The 23,489-nt window shown below is 39.1% G+C and carries 21 protein-coding genes and 1 pseudogene; 8 read left to right on the forward strand and 14 right to left on the reverse strand.

Annotated elements, in window-relative coordinates; translation table 11 throughout:
- Positions 1–118: 118 nt before the first annotated feature.
- The 4 genes from AC0VYE_RS04725 (at position 119) to rlmD (ending at position 3,759) form a co-directional block, all read left to right on the forward strand.
- On the forward strand, positions 119–409 hold the full coding sequence (locus tag AC0VYE_RS04725; protein WP_054026535.1) for a YerC/YecD family TrpR-related protein: 291 nt from the start codon (positions 119–121) through the stop codon (positions 407–409).
- A 10-nt stretch (positions 410–419) separates the two neighbouring features.
- Entirely contained in the window at positions 420–1,223 is an 804-nt protein-coding gene (locus tag AC0VYE_RS04730; protein ID WP_475446361.1) for a sirohydrochlorin chelatase, read from the forward strand.
- Positions 1,224–1,264: 41 nt separating this feature from the next.
- Positions 1,265–2,173 carry a diacylglycerol kinase gene (locus tag AC0VYE_RS04735; protein ID WP_475449442.1) on the forward strand — a complete coding sequence of 303 codons (909 nt, stop codon included), beginning with the start codon at positions 1,265–1,267 and terminating at the stop codon, positions 2,171–2,173.
- An 80-nt stretch (positions 2,174–2,253) separates the two neighbouring features.
- On the forward strand, positions 2,254–3,759 hold the full coding sequence (rlmD, locus tag AC0VYE_RS04740) for a 23S rRNA (uracil(1939)-C(5))-methyltransferase RlmD (protein WP_475446363.1): 1,506 nt from the start codon (positions 2,254–2,256) through the stop codon (positions 3,757–3,759).
- A gap of 179 nt (positions 3,760–3,938) precedes the next feature.
- Here the strand turns inward: rlmD and AC0VYE_RS04745 are convergent, their stop codons facing one another.
- Complete coding sequence (locus AC0VYE_RS04745) at positions 3,939–5,096, reverse strand: site-specific integrase (RefSeq protein WP_475446365.1); 1,158 nt, start codon at positions 5,094–5,096, stop codon at positions 3,939–3,941.
- Positions 5,097–5,478: 382 nt separating this feature from the next.
- Positions 5,479–5,667: pseudogene (locus AC0VYE_RS04750) on the reverse strand (transposase); the annotation flags it as partial.
- A 713-nt stretch (positions 5,668–6,380) separates the two neighbouring features.
- Here AC0VYE_RS04750 and AC0VYE_RS04755 point away from each other — a divergent pair.
- The 3 genes from AC0VYE_RS04755 (at position 6,381) to AC0VYE_RS04765 (ending at position 9,959) form a co-directional block, all read left to right on the forward strand.
- The gene (locus AC0VYE_RS04755) at positions 6,381–7,406 is read left to right on the forward strand and encodes a hypothetical protein (RefSeq protein WP_475446367.1); all 1,026 of its coding nucleotides are present in this window, start codon (positions 6,381–6,383) and stop codon (positions 7,404–7,406) included.
- Positions 7,406–9,013 carry a hypothetical protein gene (locus AC0VYE_RS04760; RefSeq protein WP_475446369.1) on the forward strand — a complete coding sequence of 536 codons (1,608 nt, stop codon included), beginning with the start codon at positions 7,406–7,408 and terminating at the stop codon, positions 9,011–9,013. The genes AC0VYE_RS04755 and AC0VYE_RS04760 overlap by 1 nt, the downstream gene beginning before the upstream one ends.
- A 70-nt stretch (positions 9,014–9,083) precedes the next feature.
- Positions 9,084–9,959 carry a hypothetical protein gene (locus tag AC0VYE_RS04765; protein WP_475446371.1) on the forward strand — a complete coding sequence of 292 codons (876 nt, stop codon included), beginning with the start codon at positions 9,084–9,086 and terminating at the stop codon, positions 9,957–9,959.
- 92 nt (positions 9,960–10,051) lie between these two features.
- Here AC0VYE_RS04765 and AC0VYE_RS04770 read toward each other — a convergent pair whose 3' ends face one another.
- The 7 genes from AC0VYE_RS04770 to AC0VYE_RS04800 form a co-directional block, all read right to left on the reverse strand.
- The gene (locus AC0VYE_RS04770) at positions 10,052–10,339 is read right to left on the reverse strand and encodes a tyrosine-type recombinase/integrase (protein ID WP_475449444.1); all 288 of its coding nucleotides are present in this window, start codon (positions 10,337–10,339) and stop codon (positions 10,052–10,054) included.
- The gene (locus AC0VYE_RS04775) at positions 10,249–11,001 is read right to left on the reverse strand and encodes a site-specific integrase (RefSeq protein ID WP_475446373.1); all 753 of its coding nucleotides are present in this window, start codon (positions 10,999–11,001) and stop codon (positions 10,249–10,251) included. Before AC0VYE_RS04775 ends, AC0VYE_RS04770 begins: the two co-directional genes overlap by 91 nt.
- A 9-nt stretch (positions 11,002–11,010) precedes the next feature.
- Positions 11,011–11,223 carry a hypothetical protein gene (locus AC0VYE_RS04780; RefSeq protein ID WP_475446375.1) on the reverse strand — a complete coding sequence of 71 codons (213 nt, stop codon included), beginning with the start codon at positions 11,221–11,223 and terminating at the stop codon, positions 11,011–11,013.
- A 123-nt stretch (positions 11,224–11,346) separates the two neighbouring features.
- Entirely contained in the window at positions 11,347–12,201 is an 855-nt protein-coding gene (locus AC0VYE_RS04785; protein WP_475446377.1) for a tyrosine-type recombinase/integrase, read from the reverse strand.
- Positions 12,202–12,309: 108 nt separating this feature from the next.
- Positions 12,310–13,410: a tyrosine-type recombinase/integrase gene (locus AC0VYE_RS04790; RefSeq protein WP_475446379.1), complete on the reverse strand. Its 1,101-nt coding sequence runs from the start codon at positions 13,408–13,410 to the stop codon at positions 12,310–12,312.
- A 12-nt stretch (positions 13,411–13,422) separates the two neighbouring features.
- Positions 13,423–14,910, reverse strand: coding sequence for a tyrosine-type recombinase/integrase (locus tag AC0VYE_RS04795; protein ID WP_475446381.1), 1,488 nt, complete (start codon positions 14,908–14,910; stop codon positions 13,423–13,425).
- 116 nt (positions 14,911–15,026) lie between these two features.
- Entirely contained in the window at positions 15,027–15,884 is an 858-nt protein-coding gene (locus tag AC0VYE_RS04800) for a hypothetical protein (RefSeq protein ID WP_475446383.1), read from the reverse strand.
- Between the two features lie 168 nt (positions 15,885–16,052).
- Here AC0VYE_RS04800 and AC0VYE_RS04805 point away from each other — a divergent pair, with 168 nt between their 5' ends.
- Positions 16,053–16,385, forward strand: a complete 333-nt coding sequence (locus AC0VYE_RS04805) for a helix-turn-helix domain-containing protein (protein ID WP_475446385.1) — start codon at positions 16,053–16,055, stop codon at positions 16,383–16,385.
- 269 nt (positions 16,386–16,654) lie between these two features.
- On the opposite strand, the gene AC0VYE_RS04810 is transcribed toward AC0VYE_RS04805, so the two are convergent.
- From AC0VYE_RS04810 to AC0VYE_RS04830, 5 genes are all read right to left on the reverse strand, one after another.
- Positions 16,655–16,828, reverse strand: coding sequence for a hypothetical protein (locus AC0VYE_RS04810; protein WP_475446387.1), 174 nt, complete (start codon positions 16,826–16,828; stop codon positions 16,655–16,657).
- A 1,077-nt stretch (positions 16,829–17,905) separates the two neighbouring features.
- Entirely contained in the window at positions 17,906–19,471 is a 1,566-nt protein-coding gene (locus tag AC0VYE_RS04815; protein ID WP_475446389.1) for a TIGR04141 family sporadically distributed protein, read from the reverse strand.
- A 104-nt stretch (positions 19,472–19,575) separates the two neighbouring features.
- Positions 19,576–20,631 (reverse strand): hypothetical protein, encoded by a 1,056-nt coding sequence (locus AC0VYE_RS04820; RefSeq protein WP_475446391.1) that lies wholly within the window; start codon positions 20,629–20,631, stop codon positions 19,576–19,578.
- 140 nt (positions 20,632–20,771) lie between these two features.
- Entirely contained in the window at positions 20,772–21,719 is a 948-nt protein-coding gene (locus AC0VYE_RS04825) for an IS30 family transposase (RefSeq protein WP_475446393.1), read from the reverse strand.
- A 754-nt stretch (positions 21,720–22,473) separates the two neighbouring features.
- Positions 22,474–23,301, reverse strand: a complete 828-nt coding sequence (locus tag AC0VYE_RS04830) for a DUF5677 domain-containing protein (RefSeq protein WP_475446394.1) — start codon at positions 23,299–23,301, stop codon at positions 22,474–22,476.
- Positions 23,302–23,489 lie beyond the last annotated feature (188 nt).

Consider the following 23,489-nt stretch of genomic DNA (forward strand, 5'->3'; position numbering starts at 1 on the left):
TGTATGTGAGTTCGCGTCAAATAGGTGGGGCAATTCCTTGCGTTAATTCGGTAATGTTTGAAAAAAACGGTTAAAAAAGTTACAATAGTAACATTAGTTTTAATAGGAGTGAATTCGCATGCAGCTTAAAAAGCTGAACGATAAAGCAATAGATCAATTATTCGAAGCGGTGCTTACATTGAAGTCAGTTGAGGAATGTTATGTTTTCTTCGATGATCTGTGTACGGTGAATGAGATCCAATCGTTATCGCAAAGACTTGAAGTAGCACGGATGCTCGGAAAAGGCAGCACTTATAACGCGATTGAAGCCGAGACAGGCGCAAGTACAGCAACAATATCAAGAGTGAAGCGTTGCTTGAACTATGGCAATGACGGTTATAAAATGGCTTTAGAACGGCTTGGAAGGTAGGAATCATGCGATGAAGCCAGGCATTCTTGTCATTAGCCACGGCTCCAGAGAAGCTGCATGGATACAGTTAGTCGATGAGGCGATTGCAGCAGCAGCGGCTTCGTCCCGTTTATCAGGCGTTCCAATTATGTCGTCCTTTCTCGAGATCGTGGAGGGACGGCTTATTCAGGATGGCATTGATGAATTAGAGCGACAAGGTGTTACGGATATGTTCGTAGTGCCGTTGTTCGTATCTTCGGGCAGTACACATGTGGATGAAATTGGGCAAGCATTTGGTTTTCCGTGGGTTTCCGATCTGGAGGGTGACTTAGGCACATTTCGAGTCAAAGCCACGATTCATTATGGTCTCCCGATTGACGATGATCCCCAAATTGCAGAGCTGCTCGCTTCAAACATTGCACCCTTATCCACAAAACCAGAGTCAGAAGCGTTACTGCTTATTGGCCACGGAAGCAAAGAAAAGGTATTCCATGAGCGCTGGCAGGAAGGGCTGAAGAAGCTTGGCGAGCGGGTTAGAGCGCTCGGTGGATATAAGCGCGCAGAGTATGCCATGCTATTGCCAGATCAAGCGGCAGGAAAGCTGGCAGCGATGCAGGCTGCGAATCCACAGGAAACGGTCATTATTGTGCCGCTATTTCTAAGCCAAGGCTATTTTACCAATCATGTCATTCCAAATCGGCTTAATGGTTTTGTATATCGCTATAACGGCAAGGCGATGCTTCCTAATGCAGCGATTGAGCAGTGGCTGGAGCATCAGATGATCGACGGTTTACAACGGTTGCGCGAAGAGAAGCATGTCACGTTTACAGAATAAATGTTAGGTTGAATGATTGTTAGGGGTGAACCGAGATGGCAATCAAACGAGCAAGACTTATATATAACCCGACATCGGGAAGAGAAGAAATGAAAAAAAGATTGCCAGATATTCTTCAGCGTCTTGAACAGGGCGGTATTGAGACGAGCTGCCACGCCACGATAGGCGAGGGAGATGCTACGCTTGCAGCGGCTGAAGCTGCGGACCGCGGCTATGATATGATCATTGCTGCAGGCGGTGACGGTACGCTTTATGAGGTTATCAACGGCTTGACGAACAAGGCGAATCGACCTCCGCTTGGCATATTGCCAGTAGGCACAACCAATGATTTCGCGCGGGCGATGGGTATTCCGAAGCATTGGGAGTACGCAGTCGACCTTATTATTCAGCAATATAGCCGGCCGATTGATGTCGGTAAGGCGAATGATCGCTATTTTATCAATATTGCTGGGGGCGGCTCCTTAACGGAACTGACCTATGATGTGCCGAGCAAGCTTAAGACGATGATTGGGCAGCTGGCATATTATATGAAGGGCATGGAGAAAATGACCCGACTTCGGCCAACTGAGCTGACTTTTCAAGCAGCTGGTGTAGGGGAATTCCATGACGAGTTCATGATGTTCCTTATATGCAACAGTAATTCGGTTGGCGGCTTCGAGCGACTCGCGCCGGACTCCAAGCTTGATGACGGGCTTCTGGACGTCCTGCTTATCCGCAAATGCAATTTGCCGGAATTTATTAAGCTTGTGACGCTTGCGCTGCGCGGTGAGCATTTGAACGATCCACATGTGATTCATTTCCGGACGGATGAACTAAAGGTGACTACACCGGATTATGTGCAAATTAACCTCGATGGCGAATATGGCGGCGTGCTGCCGTGTACTTTTTCGGTGCTGCCGTCGCATTTGCGTATTTTTGCTGATGAGACTGGGGAATCGACTTACCGTTAAGCCCTTATGTATTCGGAAATTTGGGAATGATAAATAGGAACTAGCATGCAACAGCATTGAAGATAGAGCGGAGAGAGTTTATGAACAAAGGTAGAAGCAGAGGCGGCAAAGGCAGATCGCGCAGTGCTGCGGGTACGGGTACTCGAGCAGCGGCGATTCCAGCGGATGCGCCTTTTCAGAAAAATGAAGAAGTCACCGTCGATATTATCGGCCTGACACATGATGGAGAAGGGGTAGGCCGCGCTGACGGCTTTACCCTTTTTATACAGGGAGCACTTCCTGGTGAGCGTGTGCGCGCGAAGGTGATGAAGGTAAAGAAGCAGTATGGTTATGCGAAGCTTGAAGAGCTGATGCTTAAGAGCCCATCGCGTATAGAACCGCCTTGTGATATTTATAAGGAATGCGGCGGCTGTCAGCTGCAGCATTTCGATTATCCGGCGCAGCTGGAGTGGAAACGCCAGCATGTTGTGGATAACTTGATGCGAATCGGCAAACTAAATGTGGATGGTGAAGGCAATCTGTCGGATGGAGAGAATGCGTCTGCTGGGATTGTTGTTCACCCTACTATTGGTATGGACGAGCCTTGGCGCTATCGCAATAAAGCATCAGTACCGATCGGCACCAGTTCTAAAGATGGTCAATTAATTGCAGGCTTCTACGCTCGCGGCAGCCATCGGATTATTGATATGGACGATTGTCTGATTGAGCATGAGCATAATGATGAGGTTATTCGTGTCGTAAAACGAATTGGACGTGAGCTGGGCGCCACACCTTATGATGAGGAAACTGGCCGCGGCGTACTGCGCCATGTAATGGCACGGACTGGCGTTGTCACCGGCGAGATCATGGTTGTGTTGGTCACGAACAGCAGGAAGCTGCCTTCGTCGGATGAATGGGTTAGGCGCATCCGCGAGGAGCTCCCGGGCGTGAAGAGCATCGTTCAAAATGTGAACGAGCGGAATACGAACGTTATATTCGGTGATGAGACTCGTGTCCTCTGGGGCAGCGAGGTTATCTATGATGAACTCGACGGCATTCGCTTCGCAATATCGGCGAGATCGTTCTATCAAGTGAACCCGATGCAAACGGTGGAGTTATATCGTAAAGCGGTCGAGTATGCTGGCTTAACAGGCTCGGAAACCGTGATTGACGCTTATTGCGGCATCGGTACGATATCGCTGTTCCTTGCAAGGCAGGCTGGACGCGTTTATGGCGTTGAAATCGTACCCGAGGCAATCGAGGATGCTGCGCGGAACGCGGCGCTCAACGGCATTACGAACGCCTCATTCGAAGCGGGCCCAGCGGAGGTTGTTATTCCTCGCTGGCGCAAGGAAGGCATAACGGCCGATGTTATTGTCGTTGATCCACCGCGCAAAGGCTGCGATCCTGCACTGCTTGAGACGATTCTGGCGATGAAGCCGGAGCGAGTGGTGTATGTGAGCTGCAACCCGTCTACGCTCGCAAGGGATTTGCGTGTGTTGGAGGACGGCGGGTATAAGACGACTGAGGTTGTGCCGGTGGATATGTTTCCTTGGACAGTTCATGTGGAGTCGGTCGCTTTGTTGATTAGGGATAAAACAGTGTAGCGAAACCCTTATGATTATTGGTTTTTTCGGTATGGTACAGATTGGAAATATTAGTGGTACAGAGATCAAAAAACAGGCTTGATGTAAAATTGATGTAAAATTAAAACGGATCTCTGCTTTAAATAAACAGAAGACGCCAGGAAACTCCTGTGCGTCTTATTTGTTGTTCCTATACAAAATCAGTTAAAGAACGATTCGAATTTATCAGCTGCTGCCTGATCAGCAGTTCGGAGAGCGTGTCCATAAATGTTCATTGTTGTGGTGATACTCCCATGTCCAAGTCGCTCAGAAATGATCTTAGCATGAACGCCTTGGTTAATCAGAATCGTAGCTGAAGTATGTCGGAGGTCATGAAAACGGATGTAACGGAAATTGTTTTTCTTAACGAACTGACGGAACCAAAGATAGGGCCGTTCATGGTGGAAGGGTTGTCCATTGGGATGTGAAAACATGAAAAACCAATCGTGGCCGAGCCATGCATCCCCGATATCAGCTCGTTCTTGTATTCTATAGGCGTAATATTCCTTTAGATCCTTAAGCATGGAGCTCGGTAAAGCAACCTTTCGGATGGATTTTTTTGTTTTAGGCTGTTTGACAATTATTTCACCTTTGAGAGCGTGTATCATTGTTTGTGAAACATCTAAAATACCACTGTTGAAATCAAGATGCTTCCATTCAAGTCCAAGCAACTCGCTTCGTCGTAAGGCGGAAGTCAGAGCCAACGTAATCATTACCCTCCAGTGATAAGGCTCATGCTGCAATGCTCGAAGCATTTGTTCAACTTCTGCATTATCATAAGGGATGATCTCCTTTGAATCGACCTTTGGTTTTTGTACATCGCTAACCGGATTTCGCTTGATAATTCTCCATTCAACTGCACGGTTGAGGATGTTCTTTAAAATGCGGTATTGAATTTGTATTGTGCCAGAAGCTAGTCCTCCGGATTTTCTATCTTCTCGACTACCCTCCTTTTCAAGGTTATCAAGAAAAGCCAGAATATGAAGTGGCTTGATATCTTCCAGTTTTAGATGTTGAAAATATGGAAGAATGCGAGTCTTTAAATTCGATTCAAAGGTATATAGCGTTTTATATGCCAGATGTTTTACAGCGTACTTATTGCGCCATTCTGTGATGAATGCACCGAAAGTCAGTTTTTGTGGTGCAATATACTCACCGGCCTCCACCTCCATTTTAAACTTAGCATATTCAATATTAGCTTCTTTTTTTGTTCGACATTGGACAGTCTTAGTTCGACGAATATATTTACCCTTAGCGTCAAGACCAGCATTTACAGTTAAATAATAAGAATGTTCACCGCGTTTTTGAATATTGGCCATATCGTAATCTCTCCAATACTAACAAGTGATAGTATTAGTATGTCCATATATAGAAAGAAAGAGACGAGGCTATAATATTAATTACTATAGAAGTGCTTATTCTTATATGTATTTATGCAGTAAGCATTATCGATGGTGGCGAAGAGGTCAGGGGTTCGATCCCCCAAGGCTCTACCAGACTTAAAATGATGAAAACCCTTGCGGAGCAAGGGTTTTTTTGTTTTTCATTTAGATATATGACCATTATGGCAAATCCAATTATTCGTGTTGGGGACGAATTTGGGTACGGAATTTTCCTAAGACCATTAGTAACCAGCTGAATAAGTGAAAAACTGAAGCTTTAGTGTTTGAAAATATACAAATAGGGAGGTGCACAAGGCAAATTACGTTTCAATTTGACGTACAGACCCTCGAGATAATTGTCAGAGTAACGCTGTTCTAACTGGCGCGACATCAATTCTTGAATGACTTCCATGACGGTTATGCTGATGTTGCTGATGGTCGTTGGAGAGTACTGGCTGCCGAACATACTTTCTATAAATTTAGCTACTTCACGCGTGCTCATGCCGCCCATTGTGTTGTACACAAGGTTGATGCGAGGCGCAAAAAGACCGTGTTTTTGACAAAACTGAACTTTTAGGTGATTAAAAGCAGGCTTACACCATATTCGAAGTTTTTAAATCACCTTGGGGTAGGCGCTACACTCGCCAGGTCGCCTACTGGGAAGAACAGCTTTTGATGCTGATAACCTTCTACGAGTATCCACCGATGGTACAATATGCGATCTATAAAACGTATTCAATTGAGTGAATGAACAAGGAATTAAGTAAAGGCCTAAAACCCGTTAATAAACAATCAAACAAAAAGATCATTTAAACGCAGGCAATAGATTACACGAGAAGTGGTTCAGCTGAGTAATTCCTGGTTTTGCAGATCCGAACACAAAAGCAGTCTTTGAAGAAATGCTTATGTCATGGAACGCCGCGTTGCGGACGAAGGAAGAAAGCAAGGCCAATTAATACTAAGACATATCCATCGTCTCGATGGAAAAACCTAATACACAACAACTTTCTTGACATTACCGAGGGGACTAATAAAATGAAAAATTCACATAAACTTGGTCGCTATGTGGGGATTTAGGATAAGATTGCTATCGGAAATTATAGGCTGATGGACATATTTTTTAAATATGCAATACTTTCCTTTATTGGTACAATACTAATGGGTTCTTATTAAAAATTCACTTGGTTATAGTCTTTTAGGTAGAGAGGAGTATGGTCGTAAATGGCTTATAAAGTAACTTCTTCAGAGAGATTAAGACCTTCTGGTGCTGAATATGAAACAAAAGCACTGTTATATTTAATGAATTTTAGAAAAGATAGTGATGATATATATTTCTTTGTTGTGGATTTTTTTAATGATTTAACTGGAATGGATAAAATGGGTACAAGACTTTGGGATATGCAATCCAAAGGTGCGAAAACTTCATCTCCAAAAGCAATTGGTAAAGAGCTAGTTACGTTATTTAAAAATTTTCGTAGTGAGATAGAATTTAGTTGTTTTCTTCTTTTCTTAGGTGGTGTCTCAACCACAGTACGCATTGATAATTCACTTAATATTTTTGATATTAGTAATATTAAGCCTGAGGCAATTATCAAAATTAAGGAGGGCCTTTTAGAAGAATCGAAAGAAAAAACATATATTGATTATGATTCAATAACTATTGAGGAAATTAACTCGTTTTTAGAAAAAGTGCAATTTATTATCGATGATAAAAAACCTAGCGATTATGTTAAATCAATCGTAAAAATTCATCCCCGAATAATTCCAAACGAAGAAACACTGGATGCGATTTTTAATGAGATAAGAGATCAACAGTCAAGCAAAAAAAATATTGGAGTAGTTGAAAATATTATTATTGAGACAAGCTTTGAAGCATTAGATTACTATCATCATTTGACAAGTAGCGAAATAAAGCTGTTAGTTTTAGGTAGAATAATAAACAGAAATCCATTTGAAAAAGGTGTGCCACTTTCATTTGTATCGACTTTAAATAGAGCTCCTGCAGAAAAAAGGAAAATTGTTCTGGAAGATTGTCAGATCTCATTTTCAAGGGCTCTTTTTAATAAAAATCGTGCAGAAGATTTTTGGTCCTTATTTGAAAACGTATACTCAACAATTTCAGTTAATCCGAACGATGACATTAATATACTTTTACAAAAACTAGATCCCGAGTTAGTTAGTAAAAGTGATTTTGATGTTATTTCATTGAAGTACTTTATTTCTATAGTAAAGGACGGCGTTCAATAATGATTATAGAAAAGGTAGCAATCGGTAATTCTAAAGAAGCGTATATTGAATCATCATTTTCAAAATCTGTAAACGTAATCTCAAGCGATGATAACAATCGTGGTAAAACTATACTAATTCAAAGTCTAATGTATTGTTTAGGTAATGTTCCTGCATTTCCATCAACTTTTAATTTTTCGGATTATTATCACATAGTTGTATTTTCTATTGAAGGTGAACTATATACTCTTTGCAGAAAAGTAAATTCATTCATATTGAAAAATGATAATTCGTTGATGATATTTGATAATATATCAGAACTAAAAAGATATTGGTCAAAAAATATATCTAAGCTTCCGACTATAACAAAAAACGGTATTGAAAAGATCGTAGATCCGGAGCTATATTTCCAACTTAATTTCGTAGGACAAGACAAAAAGGATACCTCCAATATCGCAAATAAAGGATATTATAATAAAACGGATTTTTATAACATGATATTCTCATTCGCTAATATTAAATCTAATATAGCAACTATTGAAAATGCAGATATCATTAAGAAAAAAATAATTGATTTAAAGGATGAAAGGAAGACACTTCTTAAACAACATAAAATATTAAAATCAAAGTCTACTGCTGTAAGTTACTTAAGTAGCGTTAATGACAAATTGAATTTCAAATCAAAGATAGAGAAAATTGAAATCCTAACATTGCAAATATTGGAATTTAGTAAAGCTAGAAATACTGCTTTTACTAGAAAAAATAAATATGAGCTCACTGTTAAAGAGTTAAAATCACTAAATAGAACGATAGATTCTGGTGAGCTACGCTGTATGGAATGTAATTCAACACATATAAGCTATCATAATAAAGGCCAAAATGCGTTTAGTTTCGAAGTTTCAACACCAGAGATTCGCAATGAAATACTGGAATCAATTAGTGAAAAAATTAATATGTATAGTGAAGAAATTGAGATGAATACATTTCAAATAAATAAGCGTCAAGATGAGATAAATAATATACTTGTGCAAGATAAGATTAGTTTGGAAGTATTAGTTGCTTATAAAGACGATATATTTAATGCTGCCGATGCAGAAAAACGTATTAATGTCTTGGATAATGAGATAAAGAAATTAGAGGATGCTTTGCTTTATAGTGAAAATGACTCAGAAGAAGTAATACAACAGCAACAAACTTTATTAAACGATATTTCTGATTTGATGAATCAAACATATAAAAAAATTGATCCCAATGGAAATCTGTATTTTGAATCAATATTCACAAAAAGTAATCAGATATTTTCGGGTAGCGAAGCTACTGTTTATCATTTAGTCAAGCTATACTCATTTGCAAAACTATTGCAATATAACTTACCGGTTATTGTAGATTCATTTCGAGCTGAAGATTTATCAACAGAAAAGGAATCGATTGTATTGGAGCTTTTCTCAAACTTAGATAATCAAGTAATATTTACTACTACTCTTAAAGCAGAGGAGGTAGGGAAATACGAAAATATAAAGACTATAAATCATATCGATTATTCTAATCACAAACCAAGTAAGATGCTAGATGAAGGTTATTTAGAAGAATTCAGAGAACTAATTGATGTTTTTTCAATTAAAATATAAATAGCATGTTAATATATCTGTTGAATTTGTCTATCATTTTAATTATGAATTTACTATGGAAATCCGGCGGGTGGCTCTTGATTTTACCGTAACAGACACTTCGTTATTAGATATGTTCAGCCGAGGATCTCATCGGGTAACAGCACTCCTTTTTAATGCTTCAGGTGATGATACCGTCATCAAGGGGAACACAGTATCTAGTGGTGAATACGCGGCTGCGGGATATATGTATATTGAGCTTCATTTATCGGAAATTATTGCGAAGGTGCTTTCCTTGCATGAGGAGGTAAACAATTATTATTTGACTGAGCCTCTTATCGAGCTTACCAATAGGGTGACATTAGCTTCTAGTGGGGTTTTAGATATTAATTTAGACAAATTGTATAAAACTGCAGAACTTTCTAAAAAGAGGGCAAGGCTTACTTCTGAAACGTTCATTAACTCTGTTGAAACTTTCCGTCGTATTTCCAGCAAAGATAAAGTTGACGACATTTTGTATTTTATGCATATGTCGAACACCGTTCACCAAGAGAAGGGGAATTTCAGTCAGCATGACATTATGCATCGATTTCGGTACATTTGGAGTGCTTTCAATGCGTTATACGATGCTACTACGGTCGAAAAGGGGGACAAAGCCTCCATTATCGAGTTCTCAAAAAAGAGTGATGTCGTAATGTTTATTAATAGTTATCAATGTCGCGATTATCTAGATAGGTTAAGTACTGCAAATTTAGAATTGCGAGGGAATCAAGAGGTTTCAATGAAATTAAAGGAGTCAATTTCTCAAAAGGACAATGAGGCTGTGTCGAAATATGCACTTTTATGTGTATACGCGATACGTAATTCAAATTTCCACGGAACGTATGATGAGTCAGCTACTTATTGTAGAGTAGGGTATGAACTCATCAATTCACTCTTACAATATTATTTAGCTGACGTGTTATAGTCATATCAAATACATCTGTATCTCCATGAAAGGGAGATGACCAAACCTCAGTCTGTCACTGTTCTGGGGAAGAGTTGAGACAGTTTAGTATTTTATTCAGATCGTGTTCTCTTATCAAGAAGCGAATTAAAAGTGTTCGCCGCAGCCTGATCAGCACTTTGAAGTGCATCACCATAAATATTCATCATCGTATGGATATCTGCAGGTCCAAGTCGACTAGCAATTATTTTAGCATGCACACCTTGGTTGATAAGTAATGTAGCAAAAGTGTGGCGCAAGTCGTGGAATCTTATAGGCTTGAGCTCGTTACGTTTAATAAATCTTGAAAGCCATTTACCTGGTACTGTGTGATAGAATGGCTTACTGTCTCCGAAAAGAATACAAAGAACTTATCTCCACCTTGCCACAGAGAACCTAGTAGATGCTTATGTCGTTCTGATTTTTCTTGGTAACTCTTAAGATCTTCGATTAAAGAGTCTGGAATTGTGACTTTACGTTTAGAGTTTTTCGTTTTTGGTTCTTTTATTATGGTCTTTCCTCTACTATGACTAAGTGACTGTGTTACGTGAATTAAAGAAGAATCGAAATCAATGTGTTTCCATTCTAAAGCAAGTAGTTCGCCTCTGCGAAGGCCGGTCGTTAAGGCAAGGGTTATCATGATCCGCCGATGAATTGGTTCATTTTCAAGGGTTTGAAAGAGCGTTGAGGCTTCATGTTCATCATACACCTCAGATTCACGCTCAACGATTTTAGGCCGTTTAACTGTACTTACAGGGTTGCTAGTGATCAATTGCCATTCTACTGCTCGTTCAAAAATATCTTTGAGGACTCTATGGATGAAAGGAGTTGTGGTTGTAGATAATTCTCCATGTTTACCATCTTTCCGAGCTCCATCATGTGTCAGGGAATCAAGAAAACTTAGTACATGCATGGGCTTAACATCCGCTATCTTCATTGATTTGAATGTTGGGAAAATGTGATTCTTAAGTAAGTGATCGTAGTTCTCTAGAGTTTTTTGTTCGAGGTGTTTTTCACCGTACAATTCGCGCCACTATTCAACAAAGGCTGCGAATGCCATCTTTTGAGGCACAACATATTGCCCTGACTCGACTTCAGATCGGAATTTGACGAGTTCCTTTTCGGCTTCTCGAATGCCGGATACGGTTACTGTTTTATACCGTTTTACTCGTTTTCCAAACTCGTTATAATCGGCCTCTACAATGAGTCGAAATGAATTCTTGCCTCTCTTCTCAATACTAGCCATAGTGTTCACCTACCTTAGAATTTCCTATTATTCTTGACAGTAATTATTAAGAGAATACTTGAGTATTCAAATTTGGAGTCGTTATTATTTAAATGAAGCTACTGAACAAAGTCGGAGCGCTTATTAGTCTACATCCGGCTCAAGGTTCTCAAGTAGCTTGGCAAAATTGACTAACGGGGGTACGTATCTTAATGTTGTACCGATATGTTTATGACGAAGCTGATGTTGAATATTTACAATATGCATCCCACCTTTTTGCATCAAATAACCCGCAGTACGTCTAAGATCGTGCGGACGAATTGGTCTTGAAAGCCCAGCAGCAATAGATAGTTCGGATAGTAACCGACGGATTTTTTCTACCGATAGCATTGCTCCTTTTTGATGAAATAAATATTCATCTCCCCGATTTGCATGTTTTAGGTATTCCGCATGTGTTGTATATCGTTCTAGTTCTACCGCAAGGTCTTTAGGGATTGCTACAGGCCGTTTCTCGGTTTTTTGTCCATCAAATACGTGAACAATTCTTGTGTCTAATTGCAGACGGCTTCGCCGAAGGTGACGAATTTCTGAAAGGCGTAGGCCGGTAATTAGCAAGAACCAAATCAGCACAAACTCTTGGCGATAGAAGGGGTCTCTTAAAAGTGCAACCTTGAGGAGAGCCATACATTCTTCTAGCGATAAAGCGGTGTTTTGAATAGGTGACTCACATTTAGGTCTTGGATAGTTGGTCATAGGGTTTTGCTCAATTAAATCCATGTCTCGAAGAAACTCGAAGAATCGTTTCAGCATGGTAACGGTAGCTGCTAATCTATGGTCTGTTATTTGTTCATTTTCTTTTAAACTAAGGAAAAAGTGGTCGATGATATGTCGTTGAATCGGAAGGTATCTTCCCGGATGTTCACGGCTGGCATGAAATTGATTAAAATCAAGAGCTCCACTAAAACCTTCTTTCAAGAGAAAGGCTTCAAATTTCTTCAAAACACTGATATAACTCTGTTTTGTACTCGCTCTACGATGAAAGTTTTTACTCCAAACCTGAACGTATACGGATTGAAGCAAGAGTGTCATGTGAGTTCACCAACCTTGTTAAAAGAAATCACTTGTTTTAAGTTGGGACAAGGGATGTTTGTCAATGGCCTCGACAAGCATACTATCAAAGAGGTTCAAATAAATGGCTGTTGAACTGTCCCATTTATGACGCATGAACTTTTTAATAAATTCACGCTCAACTCCAGACTGAAGCATAAACATAGCAAACGAATGCCGGAGAGAGTGTACGGAAAGTTTATACGGATGTTTGTCAGATTCAGATATGGATGTCGCACTATCAATTAATGAAGTAAACATCTTTTGTATGGTACTTTCATGCAGGGGAGATATTCCTCTATCATCTGAGAAGATGTACCGTTCCGAATAGTTTGGCTCACCTTTTATTCCGGAATAGCGAAATTTCACATAAGCATTTAATATCTCCAGAGAGGATGTAGTTAATTTGCTCGGCTGTTTATATCCCCGATGTCCTTTTCCACGAACAAGGACTTCTTGACGCGAAGAAATAATATCCCCTATTTGCAAATGGATCAACTCGCTTAATCGTATACCTGAGCCAAGAAACGTCCATAGAATCGTGAAATTTCGATGAGACTCGCGGCCAAGCCTTACCAAACAGATAAGCTCATCCAGTTGCTCTTTCGTAAATGCACGTGGTTCACGATTAGAGTCGATTTCAATTGAAAGAATTCTTTTTAGTTTGCCAATGTCACGATTTTGATAATGAGCACACACTTCACCTAAAAAGCTTCTTAAGAATGCTGCCTTTTTACTGCGCGTGTTAAGCTTCCGTACAGATGCCAAATAATCACCCAGAAAGATGGCCGAGTCTACATTCTTAAACGTTGTGCTCATACCTAAAAATTGCTCGCAATAGCGTAAAAACAGACCCATTTCATAGCGATAAGACTTCTGAGAAGAAACAGCTAAACTTAGAAATGTATCGCTTGCAAAGTAAAGTGCAGCTGCATCATTGATTAGAATATCTTCGCTAGCAATTGTAGTTGGTTTACTAGTAGGAGGAACTATGGAGTGGATATGGCGTGAAAATGCATCGGGTCCATACTGATCCGCCAGTTTCAGCAGTGCTTCTTCGAGAGCTAGATCATTTGTTACAGCGTCATCAAACATAGGCATAGCATTCTCTCCTTATTCATAGCTCAACCTATTAATTTGGTTTATCATACGTGTTTCTTGGTCGTTTAAATGGACATATAAACCAACAGTATTTTCCATTTGGACACGAGCTAATTCCTTCATCGCTTGTGACAGGATCCCTTTTTCGGCTAATTTGGTGATAAAAGCATGCCTAAAAAGGTGTACACCGCCAGGAAATGACCAATCTGCGATCATAGCGTAAAGTTTGAAGTACTCATAAAATTGATCTTTAATGGTGGTTACTTTTTCACCAAAAAGGTATGTTGTTTTAGCGTTGGTATGGCATTCTTGCAGGAGTTCATACAGTTTACCCGCAAGTGGCAAGACGTGGGTTTTCTTGCCCTTACTATGAATGACAATGGTTCGTGTTCCTAAGTTAATATCTTTCCATTTGATTTTTGCCACTTCGGACAACCGAAGGCCTAGTTCAATCATGAATCGATACCCAAGCTGCTCAAGCTTTGGTTCTTTGGCATACCTATTCACGACTTGCAAGAAAGAGTCAATCTGATCTCTAGTTGGGATGTCACGTGGGTGGTAACGCTCGACTGTTATGGACTCAAATCGATATAGAGGAGGCTCGTATCCAAACCGTTCATTTAAAAAGTAGTAGAACGAGCGTATGGCATATATGCAATGCGTGAATGTAATGGGACTCCAAACCCCATCTTTTATCATTTTCCGTTTGTAGGTTCTGTACATTAACAAGTGTTTATTTTGAATGTGAAACACCGAAATCTCTGTAGGGGATTTGCCCTGAAATTCTCGGACATTCGCACAAAGCCAGTGAAAGAATTGCTGGACGTATGTAATGGAATTCCGAATATGTTTAGGCGAGAATCCCTTTCCCTCCATATGTGATTTGTAGTTCAATATTCTCGGATGGAAAGGTGCTTGTTTAGATGTTGGGTGTAATAGAGGTATTTTCTCATTGAGGTTCCCAGCTTTCATGGACAACTTCAATAAAAAATGAAAAAGAGATTTCGAATAGCGAATGGCTAAATGCTCGGTTGCGTAGCGAATGGAACTGGGAGTCAGTACATGGTGATTTTGTACCTGAGTAACCGGAACTCCATGCAGCTTAGCGATCATTTTCATCAGGTTTCGTGTCATATGATATTGCCTGATAAAGACGTGAGGTGCATTTTGCATTCTCTGTCTTAAATAGTCCTGTAAGGTGCTTGGAGAAATCTCGCGTAGAACTTTGTTCTCCCAGAGCCAATGATTTATGCCTGGCGGACCGGGACGCTCGGTTTCTTCCGTTACTTCATAATCGGGCATGATTTGCTTCGCATACAGCATGTTTTCCACCTTCTCCCGTGTGACTTTTCTAATATCATGATCGTCACTGAGAGTGGGAAACATACGCTCGGGGTCAAGAATCTTTTCGGCAAAAGAAAAATTCTGTGGAAAAGATTCTTGGGTTTCGTTAGTTATTGATTGCTCGATCTGACTGAGTAATTGGATTTCCTTATCCACTGTTTAGGCCTCCTTGTTTGATTTATACCTTTAGGATGGCCGTGTTTGAGCAGGACTTTGAAATTTCTCAGTCTAACTGAGAAAGCCGCCTCCAGATGGAGACGGCTTAGTGGGAGCTACCTAAGTTGGTAATGGACTGTAGCATCCCGAAAACCCTTGAGTTCTGTAATAACTCCCTTGTAGTCCTGTTCCCGTCCCACTTTCGGCGTCATGATCCAAAGGGATCTCATTTTTGATCTAAATGGGACATAGGTTGTAATCACATCTTTAGCTAATGGAAATTCGTCAAGAATGCGTTTCTTTAAAGCCTTGTCCATCACCGGCTCACGTTTGAGGTGGAACTCGAAGTAGTCCATTTCGGGATAAGTGGTAACCCAGCGTCCGGTCAAAGGAGGTACTTCTAGTGGGAATACCTCCTGGGGATTTAAAATCACAAAACCCGTAATGCTTTTTACTTGTGTTCTCTCCTTAAAAAGATTCTCAATGTGTATCTTTTTTGCAACTTCGGGGTCGAAGTACTCTGATGGGGAAGAGTAAGATAATTCATCGGGGTCTTTTTTGTTAACCAATTGCCAAGGATGATTGAGCAAAATGGAAAGTTTGTATGGCCTTGGCCAATGTGGTAAGCCAGATGAATTAAATAAGTTATGTGCAGCACCTGCTCTTGTTGCAGAATACCCAAGTACTTCTGCGACATCAGGCTCTGAGAGATTAAATAATTTTCTGCAGAGCGTACGTCTAAAATAAAGGTCTGGATCATTCATAAGTAAATGCCAAAGATCAGAGGAGTTTTGCAAAGCTAATACGTCCACATAATCCAACCGGCATAACTTTCGTTTCGTTGATTTTAGTTTTGCTTGTAACATTTTTATTTCATTAACATTATCCAGCCTGTGCATAGCCGCAATATAATCATCTACAAGTTTACGAATATGACTTTGATAGACGCCATCATATTTGATGGAAGAGTTCATAGCATCACCACTAACCATATTAATGCATATTGACGAACATTATAGAACTTCTCAGTTGAACTGAGAATATTAAGCCATTGTGTTGAATCGGGAAAACTGATATTAAACGAGTTTTAATCCATGGTAATACTAAATACAAAGCTCTTAACGGTAATTGGAGGTGAGACAATGGTGCAAGAATACGATATATTAAGAATGCAATTACTTGAAACTTTATTACAAATGGAAGATAAGCTTACTGTTGAAAAAGGAAAAGACTCCATTCAAACATCCGGTAATGTAGAAAGCAATAAAGAAATGAAATCTTATCCAAATGACGCCATTATAGTTAAGGCGATGTTTTCAGTAATGGAGTTATCAGATTATCTTGGTGTCTCAACTGACAGCATTTATACAATGGTTCGTGAAAATAAAATTCCATTCGTAAGGATTCGAAGAAGAATTCTATTCCACAGAGACTCAATTAATGCATGGATTCATTCAAACACCTCCAATATCTGAAAAACTCGATTCGGTGTACCGGTTAAGTTAAAAAATCAAAATGATTACAAAAAACAAAAACCACAAAACAACTCGTTAAATGGATTGTTTATCCATTACAATGAGTTAGTTTTGTGGTGGTTGATAGCTATTAGGGTACAATAAAATAATGTACGAGGATACAGGTAAATCTGACCAACTGGAGATGCAGCTTGATTCAAAGCCCAGTTAATTATATAAAGGACCTTTCTCGGATCAATCCTGAGAAATACAATCACTTATTTCCAAACTTAGGGCTTATCATTTTGTTCCTTAAATAGTTTTATGAAAGCTTGCATGTCTGCATGGGATTTTGCACGTTCTTCTGTTGGAGTTGGAATAGCCATAACACCGTCATCAAATTTCTCATCACGACCTTGCAGAGTAGGTGCTTGTCGTAACTTTAACAATTTCAATTTTTTCATTTATAATCAACTCCTCAAGAATATTATAAAGCAAGCATTCATTGTGATTCAATGAAAGCAGATCTGAGTTCTTGCTACATTCAATTGTAATAAGATTCATTTTCAAATAGTGAGTCTCAAAAAGCATACTTTTCGAGACTTTTTTTTTTCACCACGCATGATGACTAACTAGGCGGTGAAAGTCCGCTGTGGGGTTTGTAGTTACCATCCACTAGCCAAGTGCAAGGGCATCAATCGCGAGGTGGAATCTGAAGGAAGCTGGATACAGAATTCCGACCTGAGGAACACGAACATCATCACGCATAAGGTATGGGTGAACCAGGATAGGTATGCTCGTACAACAGGCAGGCTTTCCGCATTTGAGAACCTTGACGGCTAAATACGTGAGCATACTTCATTTGCCGCCGGTTGTACGCTTGAAACATTGCTATATATGAGTTTGCTGAAGGGGCGCGAGAATTTGCTACTCAAGGGGCTGTCGGTGGGGGCAAAACGCATATGGCGCGTATTCTATCGAGATAAATTACCCGAAAAATCATGAAAGGTTACCATGAAAATCGTGTTTAGCTGGAAATTTTCGATACGGTTGACACGGAACCTCAGCGGGCATGATTAAGACCGGAGCCCCGGGCTTTGCAGAGGCCATTGAGCCAATCATGCCCGGCCTTTCGTATAACCGTGTCTATTTTACTGGAAATGATCGACCTTAGTGCGTGACGATATTTTTGGGTAATTTCAAATGATGAAACACACATATGGCACTTCGCTGGGTGTGGAGGCCTGCAGAAGAGGACATGCTGTCCAATTCTTTCGAGATTCCAATTTAGTGGCTCTGTTGCAGGAAAAGTTTGCTGCAGGCTTGCTCAGCTGCTTTCGCGAGAAGTAAAAGAAGATGGATCTCATTATATTTGGATGAAGAGGTCTATGTCCGTTTAACAAGTTGGACTCTGAGTTGTTGTTTAATGTGATCACCGATTAAAAGAATACCGAGTGTCTTATATAATTTTATAGCCGTTTTCATCAATTTTACTCCTAGGAATTATATTTTCATCACAATATAAAATAGAATAAAATTGTTCAAGTGCGGGCTATTTTCTTTTTAGTTACAACAAACCCAATGTTTCTTAAATATTTTATGTTTTGCATCATATTTAATTTTGAGAAGAATGGTAGTCTTTCTATTAATGGACGAGTATCCTTGTCTATAATGGCAAACACTATTTCATAATCTCTAGGATTTAAGGCGTCTACTGGTATACAATTCTCAAAATTAGCATCGAGCCCACAAATTGTTTGATATGATAATCTTCTGAACTCAACGTCTTGCAGTAGCAACTCTGCAGAAACTCTCCCTTGTGAAAAAAGATGACTTAATGTAGCGGAACTTGCCCAATTTTTCACGTGAATTAATTTATTATCTAATGAAAGTAGATCACACACTTCAAATGGAGTACCACTGTAATAGACAAATTGTCTGTCTAAAGTTAATATTTGAGCTAATTCCACTCCAACTCTATCGTTATAAGGCCCCTCTTTTTCATCCTCTATGCAGTCCGGTAGAACAATGTTGGAATCATCTACACTGTTTAAATAATCGGTAACTGTTTCTACAAATACTCTATTTATTTTAAACCAATGGCCCATAGTAAGTACATAAATATCATTTGCTAATTCTGTTTCAAAAACAATGCTATTAAAGATGGACCATTTTGCAATATAATTCTCCGTATTCTGTCTTGCATAAATGTGCTTACGTTTGATTCTTTCAATTGTTATTTCAATATTTCTTTCTCTAATTTGTTCAAAAAAAACCTCAACTTGCAAATCATCAAACATTGTACCTTTCGGAGTAAAGGAAAATCCTTCAATTTGTTCCCAGTCTATTATTTCTGGAGGGGAAAGGTGCAGTTTGCTTCCATCTTCTTGATGAATAGAATTTATTAACAGAGAATTTAAACTATTAATAATCGTCGGGTCAGTAACAAATTGAAGGTTATCAACCCATTCAAAATGTGTACGGTAATCTGTACTTTGATATTTTTGTAAAATGTATTCACAAAGTGTTTCCACATTACCGAAGCTAATATCGTAATTAAATTGAACGGAATCTCTCCCTGTAATTACGCTTCCAAGTTCTTCATTAACAGGAACACCTGTGACTGACCGCAAGAAATCTCTTACAATATCAACCCCAAAATTATTAATATCCGATATACGACTTGTCTGAGTTCTCGAATGAATAGTTATTTCGTCAAATGTTGATGTATCGACACTTCGCAACTTTATGGGATCAACACTATTCAATACAACTTTCACTCCAAAGTCCCTTACAATTGCCTCCTCATTTATCAGAAATCGACCTAAGCCAAACACAAATGCAAAAACATATTCTTGATGAAATATAAATAGTATGGCTCGAGTAGAAGAGTTCACTAGACTAGGAATTGGATGGTTTGATCCTTCCTCTAAAAATTCTTGCCAATCTGGGTTGGTCGCTGTGTTGGCACCTATACAAATATACCCTCTGAGATTGTAATCTTCCTTCAAGGAGTAGTATTCTACCTCTACATCTTGTTTAATAACATCACGTAGATTTTGATACTCAGGTTTTATCAATAGGATTGTCAGTTTTTGCTTTGGCAAAATGTACACCCTCTTATGTATCATTATTTATATCGTAAGAATACTCTTAAATTTAATCGATTTTAATAATTCTCACCATTATCAAAATCGTCATCATGTATTTGTTATAGACTCTTAGTGATTCCTAAAATCTCTTTCTGAATTCCTTCATCTGACCATTTCTCTTTTAAATATCTGTATATGTTAGTTCCTAAATCCAGTCTGGAAATTTGTATCGGTTCATCTGGATGCAATCCTAGTCTTATTCCCTTATTGGTAAACATTTCAGCAATCACCATCATATGAAACTTATTATAAAAATGCTTGCGCATCTCAACATTTTTTTTATTTTTCGGTCTGTTTTCGAAAAATAAATTTTCAATTTCTATATAATCCCTATAATCCACACCTACTAGTTTACTTTGGCTATTTTCAATTATAAACCCCATTATTTGTTGACATAACTCATCTTCAAAAACTTCTGATTTAATTGTACTATCCTTAATTAAACCGATATCTGACCACAATTCATATTCATTACTTTCATAAATATAGTCTTTTTGTTCATTTTCACTAAGCAGAATACTAAGGTTGTATTCTAAATAGTGGTCTTTAATTTCTTTATTGTACCAATCAATAGCTGTTTTGAGCATTTCACTAAAATAAATTATATCGATTTTCCTAATAATCGCAGAGTAATGAATTAGACTGTTTCTTGCCTTTGACAATTCTTCACACTTTTCGAAGAATGAATCATTAAAATCGATGTCATATACGTAATATAAAATATCACGGGCTTCAATAAAGCTAATTGTATGAAGGGTATTCTCATATGGATTGGCAGCAAAGAACATCTCTAAACTTCTAAATCCATTGTTTTTCGCTTGTTTGTATTTCTTGTATATTTTATCTCTATCATTGTGTGAATAAAGTAAGAATTCGTTCCTATTAAAAACCATAAATTTAAAAAGTAATTCTAAAGCATTATTTAAACATAATATAAACATCTTATAGTTTGAGACATCGTCAATGTTCCCAGCTAATTTTTTTGTATAATCTATTGCTACATCAAATGACATTTTTATATTCGATATAACGTCAACATTGTATTTTACTAATCTTTCTTTATATATTTCTCCACTTTCATGAACTTTAACACCTTTATTTAATTCATATCGCATCGTCTCTGTTCCTTTTTCTCTCTACTTTTAATAGATTCTGTTATGTAGGATGGTGTAGAGCATTATCTAATATCTATGGAATCAATTTCTTTCGATGTGTTATAACGCGGAAAAGGCAATTTTTTATTAATGACGGTTTGTCAAGCTAAGTGCGACAGTTCGTCCATGAATGCTTCGTTTGCAGATTTCCAGCCTAGACATTTACGAGGCCGGTGATTAATAAGGTGGACAGCATCTGCTAATTCTTCATTAGATACCATGGCGAAATCATGCCCCTTAGGAAAGAATTCTCTTAAAAGACCATTGCCGTTTTCGTTGGATCCACGCTGCCAAGAGGAATAGGGATCTGCGAAATAAACCTGAATATCATAGTGGTTCTCTAACGCTGTATAGCAGGCAAACTCCTTGCCACGATCTGTTGTTGCGGTCTGAAAGCTCCCTTTCGGGTACTGGCTAGCCACGACACCAAAAGCTATTTCCATGGAATGGGCGGTGCGGTCAGCCATTTTCACAGCGAAGTAAAGGCGTGTTTTACGCTCAATAAAGGTAGCTGCACAAGCCTTGCTCTTCCCTCGACTGGACACGACCGTATCAAGCTCCCAATGACCAAACGTTGTACGTTTGCGGACTTCTTTTGGGCGCTGACAGATCGGAGTGCCAACAAGGAACTTCCCTCGTGTTTCTAAGGGGTTTCGTCGCTTGCCTTTGTGACGCAGTACCTGCTTCTCGGAGACTGTCATTCTACCTTCATAGAGCCAGCGGTAGATCCACACAAAAGGCTTCCCTTCCATGTGTCGCTTCTCAGCCACCTGCTCCGGAGACCACGTCTTCTCTAGTTTCTCACGAAGCTCTGAGCCTAGTTCTGGTGTGAACTTACCTGTTGGCACACTCCGTGTTCTACGCTCTTGGCTAGCTTCCTGTGCGGTCATAGCTTCGTAGTGTTCATGATGCTGCCCACGTGCGATCTCTCGTGCAATCGTCGAGTGATGACGACCGAGTTGAATCGCGATGGCTCTCGTCGACCAGCCCAGCCGGTGTAAGGTCTCTAGTTGTCTTCGTTCAATTATGCTAAGATGGGAGTAGCTCATGTTGGGTTCTCCTGTGAAAATGGTATGTTGTGGTGACTTCTATTTTACACGAATCCTTTCATGGGCATCTTTGTTTTTATCTGTCGCACTTCATATTACAATCCGTCTAATATCGAATTTAAAAAAATCTTTATGTCCATCATATACATTTCAATAAAAACAGCTGGTTAAAATTCCAATCCTTTCTAAATCACTATACCATGCTATATGAACTACGTATAGAAGATTAGCAATAGTATAGAAGTGATACAATTCTCGTTTTATTGCCCTTCAGTACCATATTTATTTCGACTATCTAAGTAGTAAAGCCAAGTGAAAAAACGAGGATTACAAGGACAACACACTCGTAATTCAAAAAAACCGGGGCAATAGACCTAAGTTTTTTCAGGGAGGGACGAAGCAGTTGCACTTATCTTAAGCTGTAACGCTCACGCTCCAGTACAGATGTAGAAAGAAAATAAAGTATTAGACTGGAGTTGTTGATATTACGCGATTTTCGGAAATGAAAATCGCCAGGTATTAAGAAATAAGTATTAGACTGAGGCATCAAAAAAGTGTCTGAAAAGAAGCAGACGAGAAAATAAAGTAGTAGACTGTAACTTGCGAAGTAGCTGGCCACCGTAACCGTCCGGCAGCTGGTCGTCGCGCCTAGTCTAACACTTTATTTTCTTTTGACATTAGCTATTACTGGTCGTCGTGTCCAGTAGCGAAAGAAGCGACTTGCAGCTTAACGCAGCAGTCGCTTCTTTTTTGTTCAGGACGATGGATCTAATTTTTTGTAATCAGCATAATCTTGTAAAAATACTCGCAGGTTTTCATTATACTGAGGGTACATTGCTGTTGTGAATCGACAAATTGAAGATACTAAATATGAAGTAATAACGTTTAAGTTGAAAGCATCCTGATTGGGATCAAATGTTTCTTGCACCGGCAACATCACAAATCCGTTATCTGTTGGTTGCAATCCTCGTAATGCTACGTAACTGTGTGCGCTTTTGGATAGCGCGCTGTACATCTTATACAATATGTTCTTGTCGTTCTCAATCTTTTCATCCTCAAAAATTTCGATTAGTTGATTAATAGTCATGGGACCACCAAAAAGAGAATACCATTTCGGCGCATATTTTTTCGTCATCCTCTTAAATTCATCCAAAACAGATTTATACGCTGGATGATTCATGCTGTCAGTATGTCCTTTAATTACACGTTCCATACGAGCAATGTTAGTATCAAGTAACACGGCGTCGTTAATTGCTTCCTGCGCAGTTTCAATCTGATGCTGGTGATAGCCTATTGTATAGGCAATAGCCCGGTCTTCAGACTTTTGTTCATCATGCAGAATGTATTTTAAAGCGAGATAGGCTTCAATAAAAGCTCTAAAATTTATTTCTGAAGGAGCACGAAGTCCATTTTCAGCAGTAACCTTAACGCTAATACTTAATTCGATGATTGATCGTAAAAGTGAAGAAACTACACCATCTTTCAGGTCTTGTACGACTTTATTTTGCTGAAAAGATCGGATTTCTTTATTGCTGAAATCAATGGCATACTCCAATAGACCATGAATATTTTCAATTTTCAATGTTCTCACTCCTCGAAGAAAATGGATTTCCTGTCTCAAAATACAGGGAAGTATGATCACTTTACTGCAAACTTGTGCATATGAACAGGGCATATCTATTACAATAGCTTCGTGTAGATTAAATAATACGAACTAAATCCGATTTTTGTTTCAACTGTAGAATGAAAATAAAGTATTAGACTGGAGTT

The organism is Pristimantibacillus sp. Z349TD_6 (genome assembly GCF_056173205.1).

Coding starts and splice junctions, on each gene's coding strand:
- AC0VYE_RS04725 (WP_054026535.1), top strand. CDS start 119: ATGCAGCTTAAAAAGCTGAACGATAAAGCAATAGATCAATTATTCGAA.
- AC0VYE_RS04730 (WP_475446361.1), top strand. CDS start 420: ATGAAGCCAGGCATTCTTGTCATTAGCCACGGCTCCAGAGAAGCTGCA.
- rlmD (WP_475446363.1), top strand. CDS start 2,254: ATGAACAAAGGTAGAAGCAGAGGCGGCAAAGGCAGATCGCGCAGTGCT.
- AC0VYE_RS04745 (WP_475446365.1), bottom strand. CDS start 5,096: ATGGCCAATATTCAAAAACGCGGTGAACATTCTTATTATTTAACTGTA.
- AC0VYE_RS04755 (WP_475446367.1), top strand. CDS start 6,381: ATGGCTTATAAAGTAACTTCTTCAGAGAGATTAAGACCTTCTGGTGCT.
- AC0VYE_RS04760 (WP_475446369.1), top strand. CDS start 7,406: ATGATTATAGAAAAGGTAGCAATCGGTAATTCTAAAGAAGCGTATATT.
- AC0VYE_RS04780 (WP_475446375.1), bottom strand. CDS start 11,223: ATGGCTAGTATTGAGAAGAGAGGCAAGAATTCATTTCGACTCATTGTA.
- AC0VYE_RS04790 (WP_475446379.1), bottom strand. CDS start 13,410: ATGCCTATGTTTGATGACGCTGTAACAAATGATCTAGCTCTCGAAGAA.
- AC0VYE_RS04800 (WP_475446383.1), bottom strand. CDS start 15,884: ATGAACTCTTCCATCAAATATGATGGCGTCTATCAAAGTCATATTCGT.
- AC0VYE_RS04805 (WP_475446385.1), top strand. CDS start 16,053: ATGGTGCAAGAATACGATATATTAAGAATGCAATTACTTGAAACTTTA.
- AC0VYE_RS04810 (WP_475446387.1), bottom strand. CDS start 16,828: ATGAAAAAATTGAAATTGTTAAAGTTACGACAAGCACCTACTCTGCAA.
- AC0VYE_RS04820 (WP_475446391.1), bottom strand. CDS start 20,631: ATGCGATATGAATTAAATAAAGGTGTTAAAGTTCATGAAAGTGGAGAA.
- AC0VYE_RS04825 (WP_475446393.1), bottom strand. CDS start 21,719: ATGAGCTACTCCCATCTTAGCATAATTGAACGAAGACAACTAGAGACC.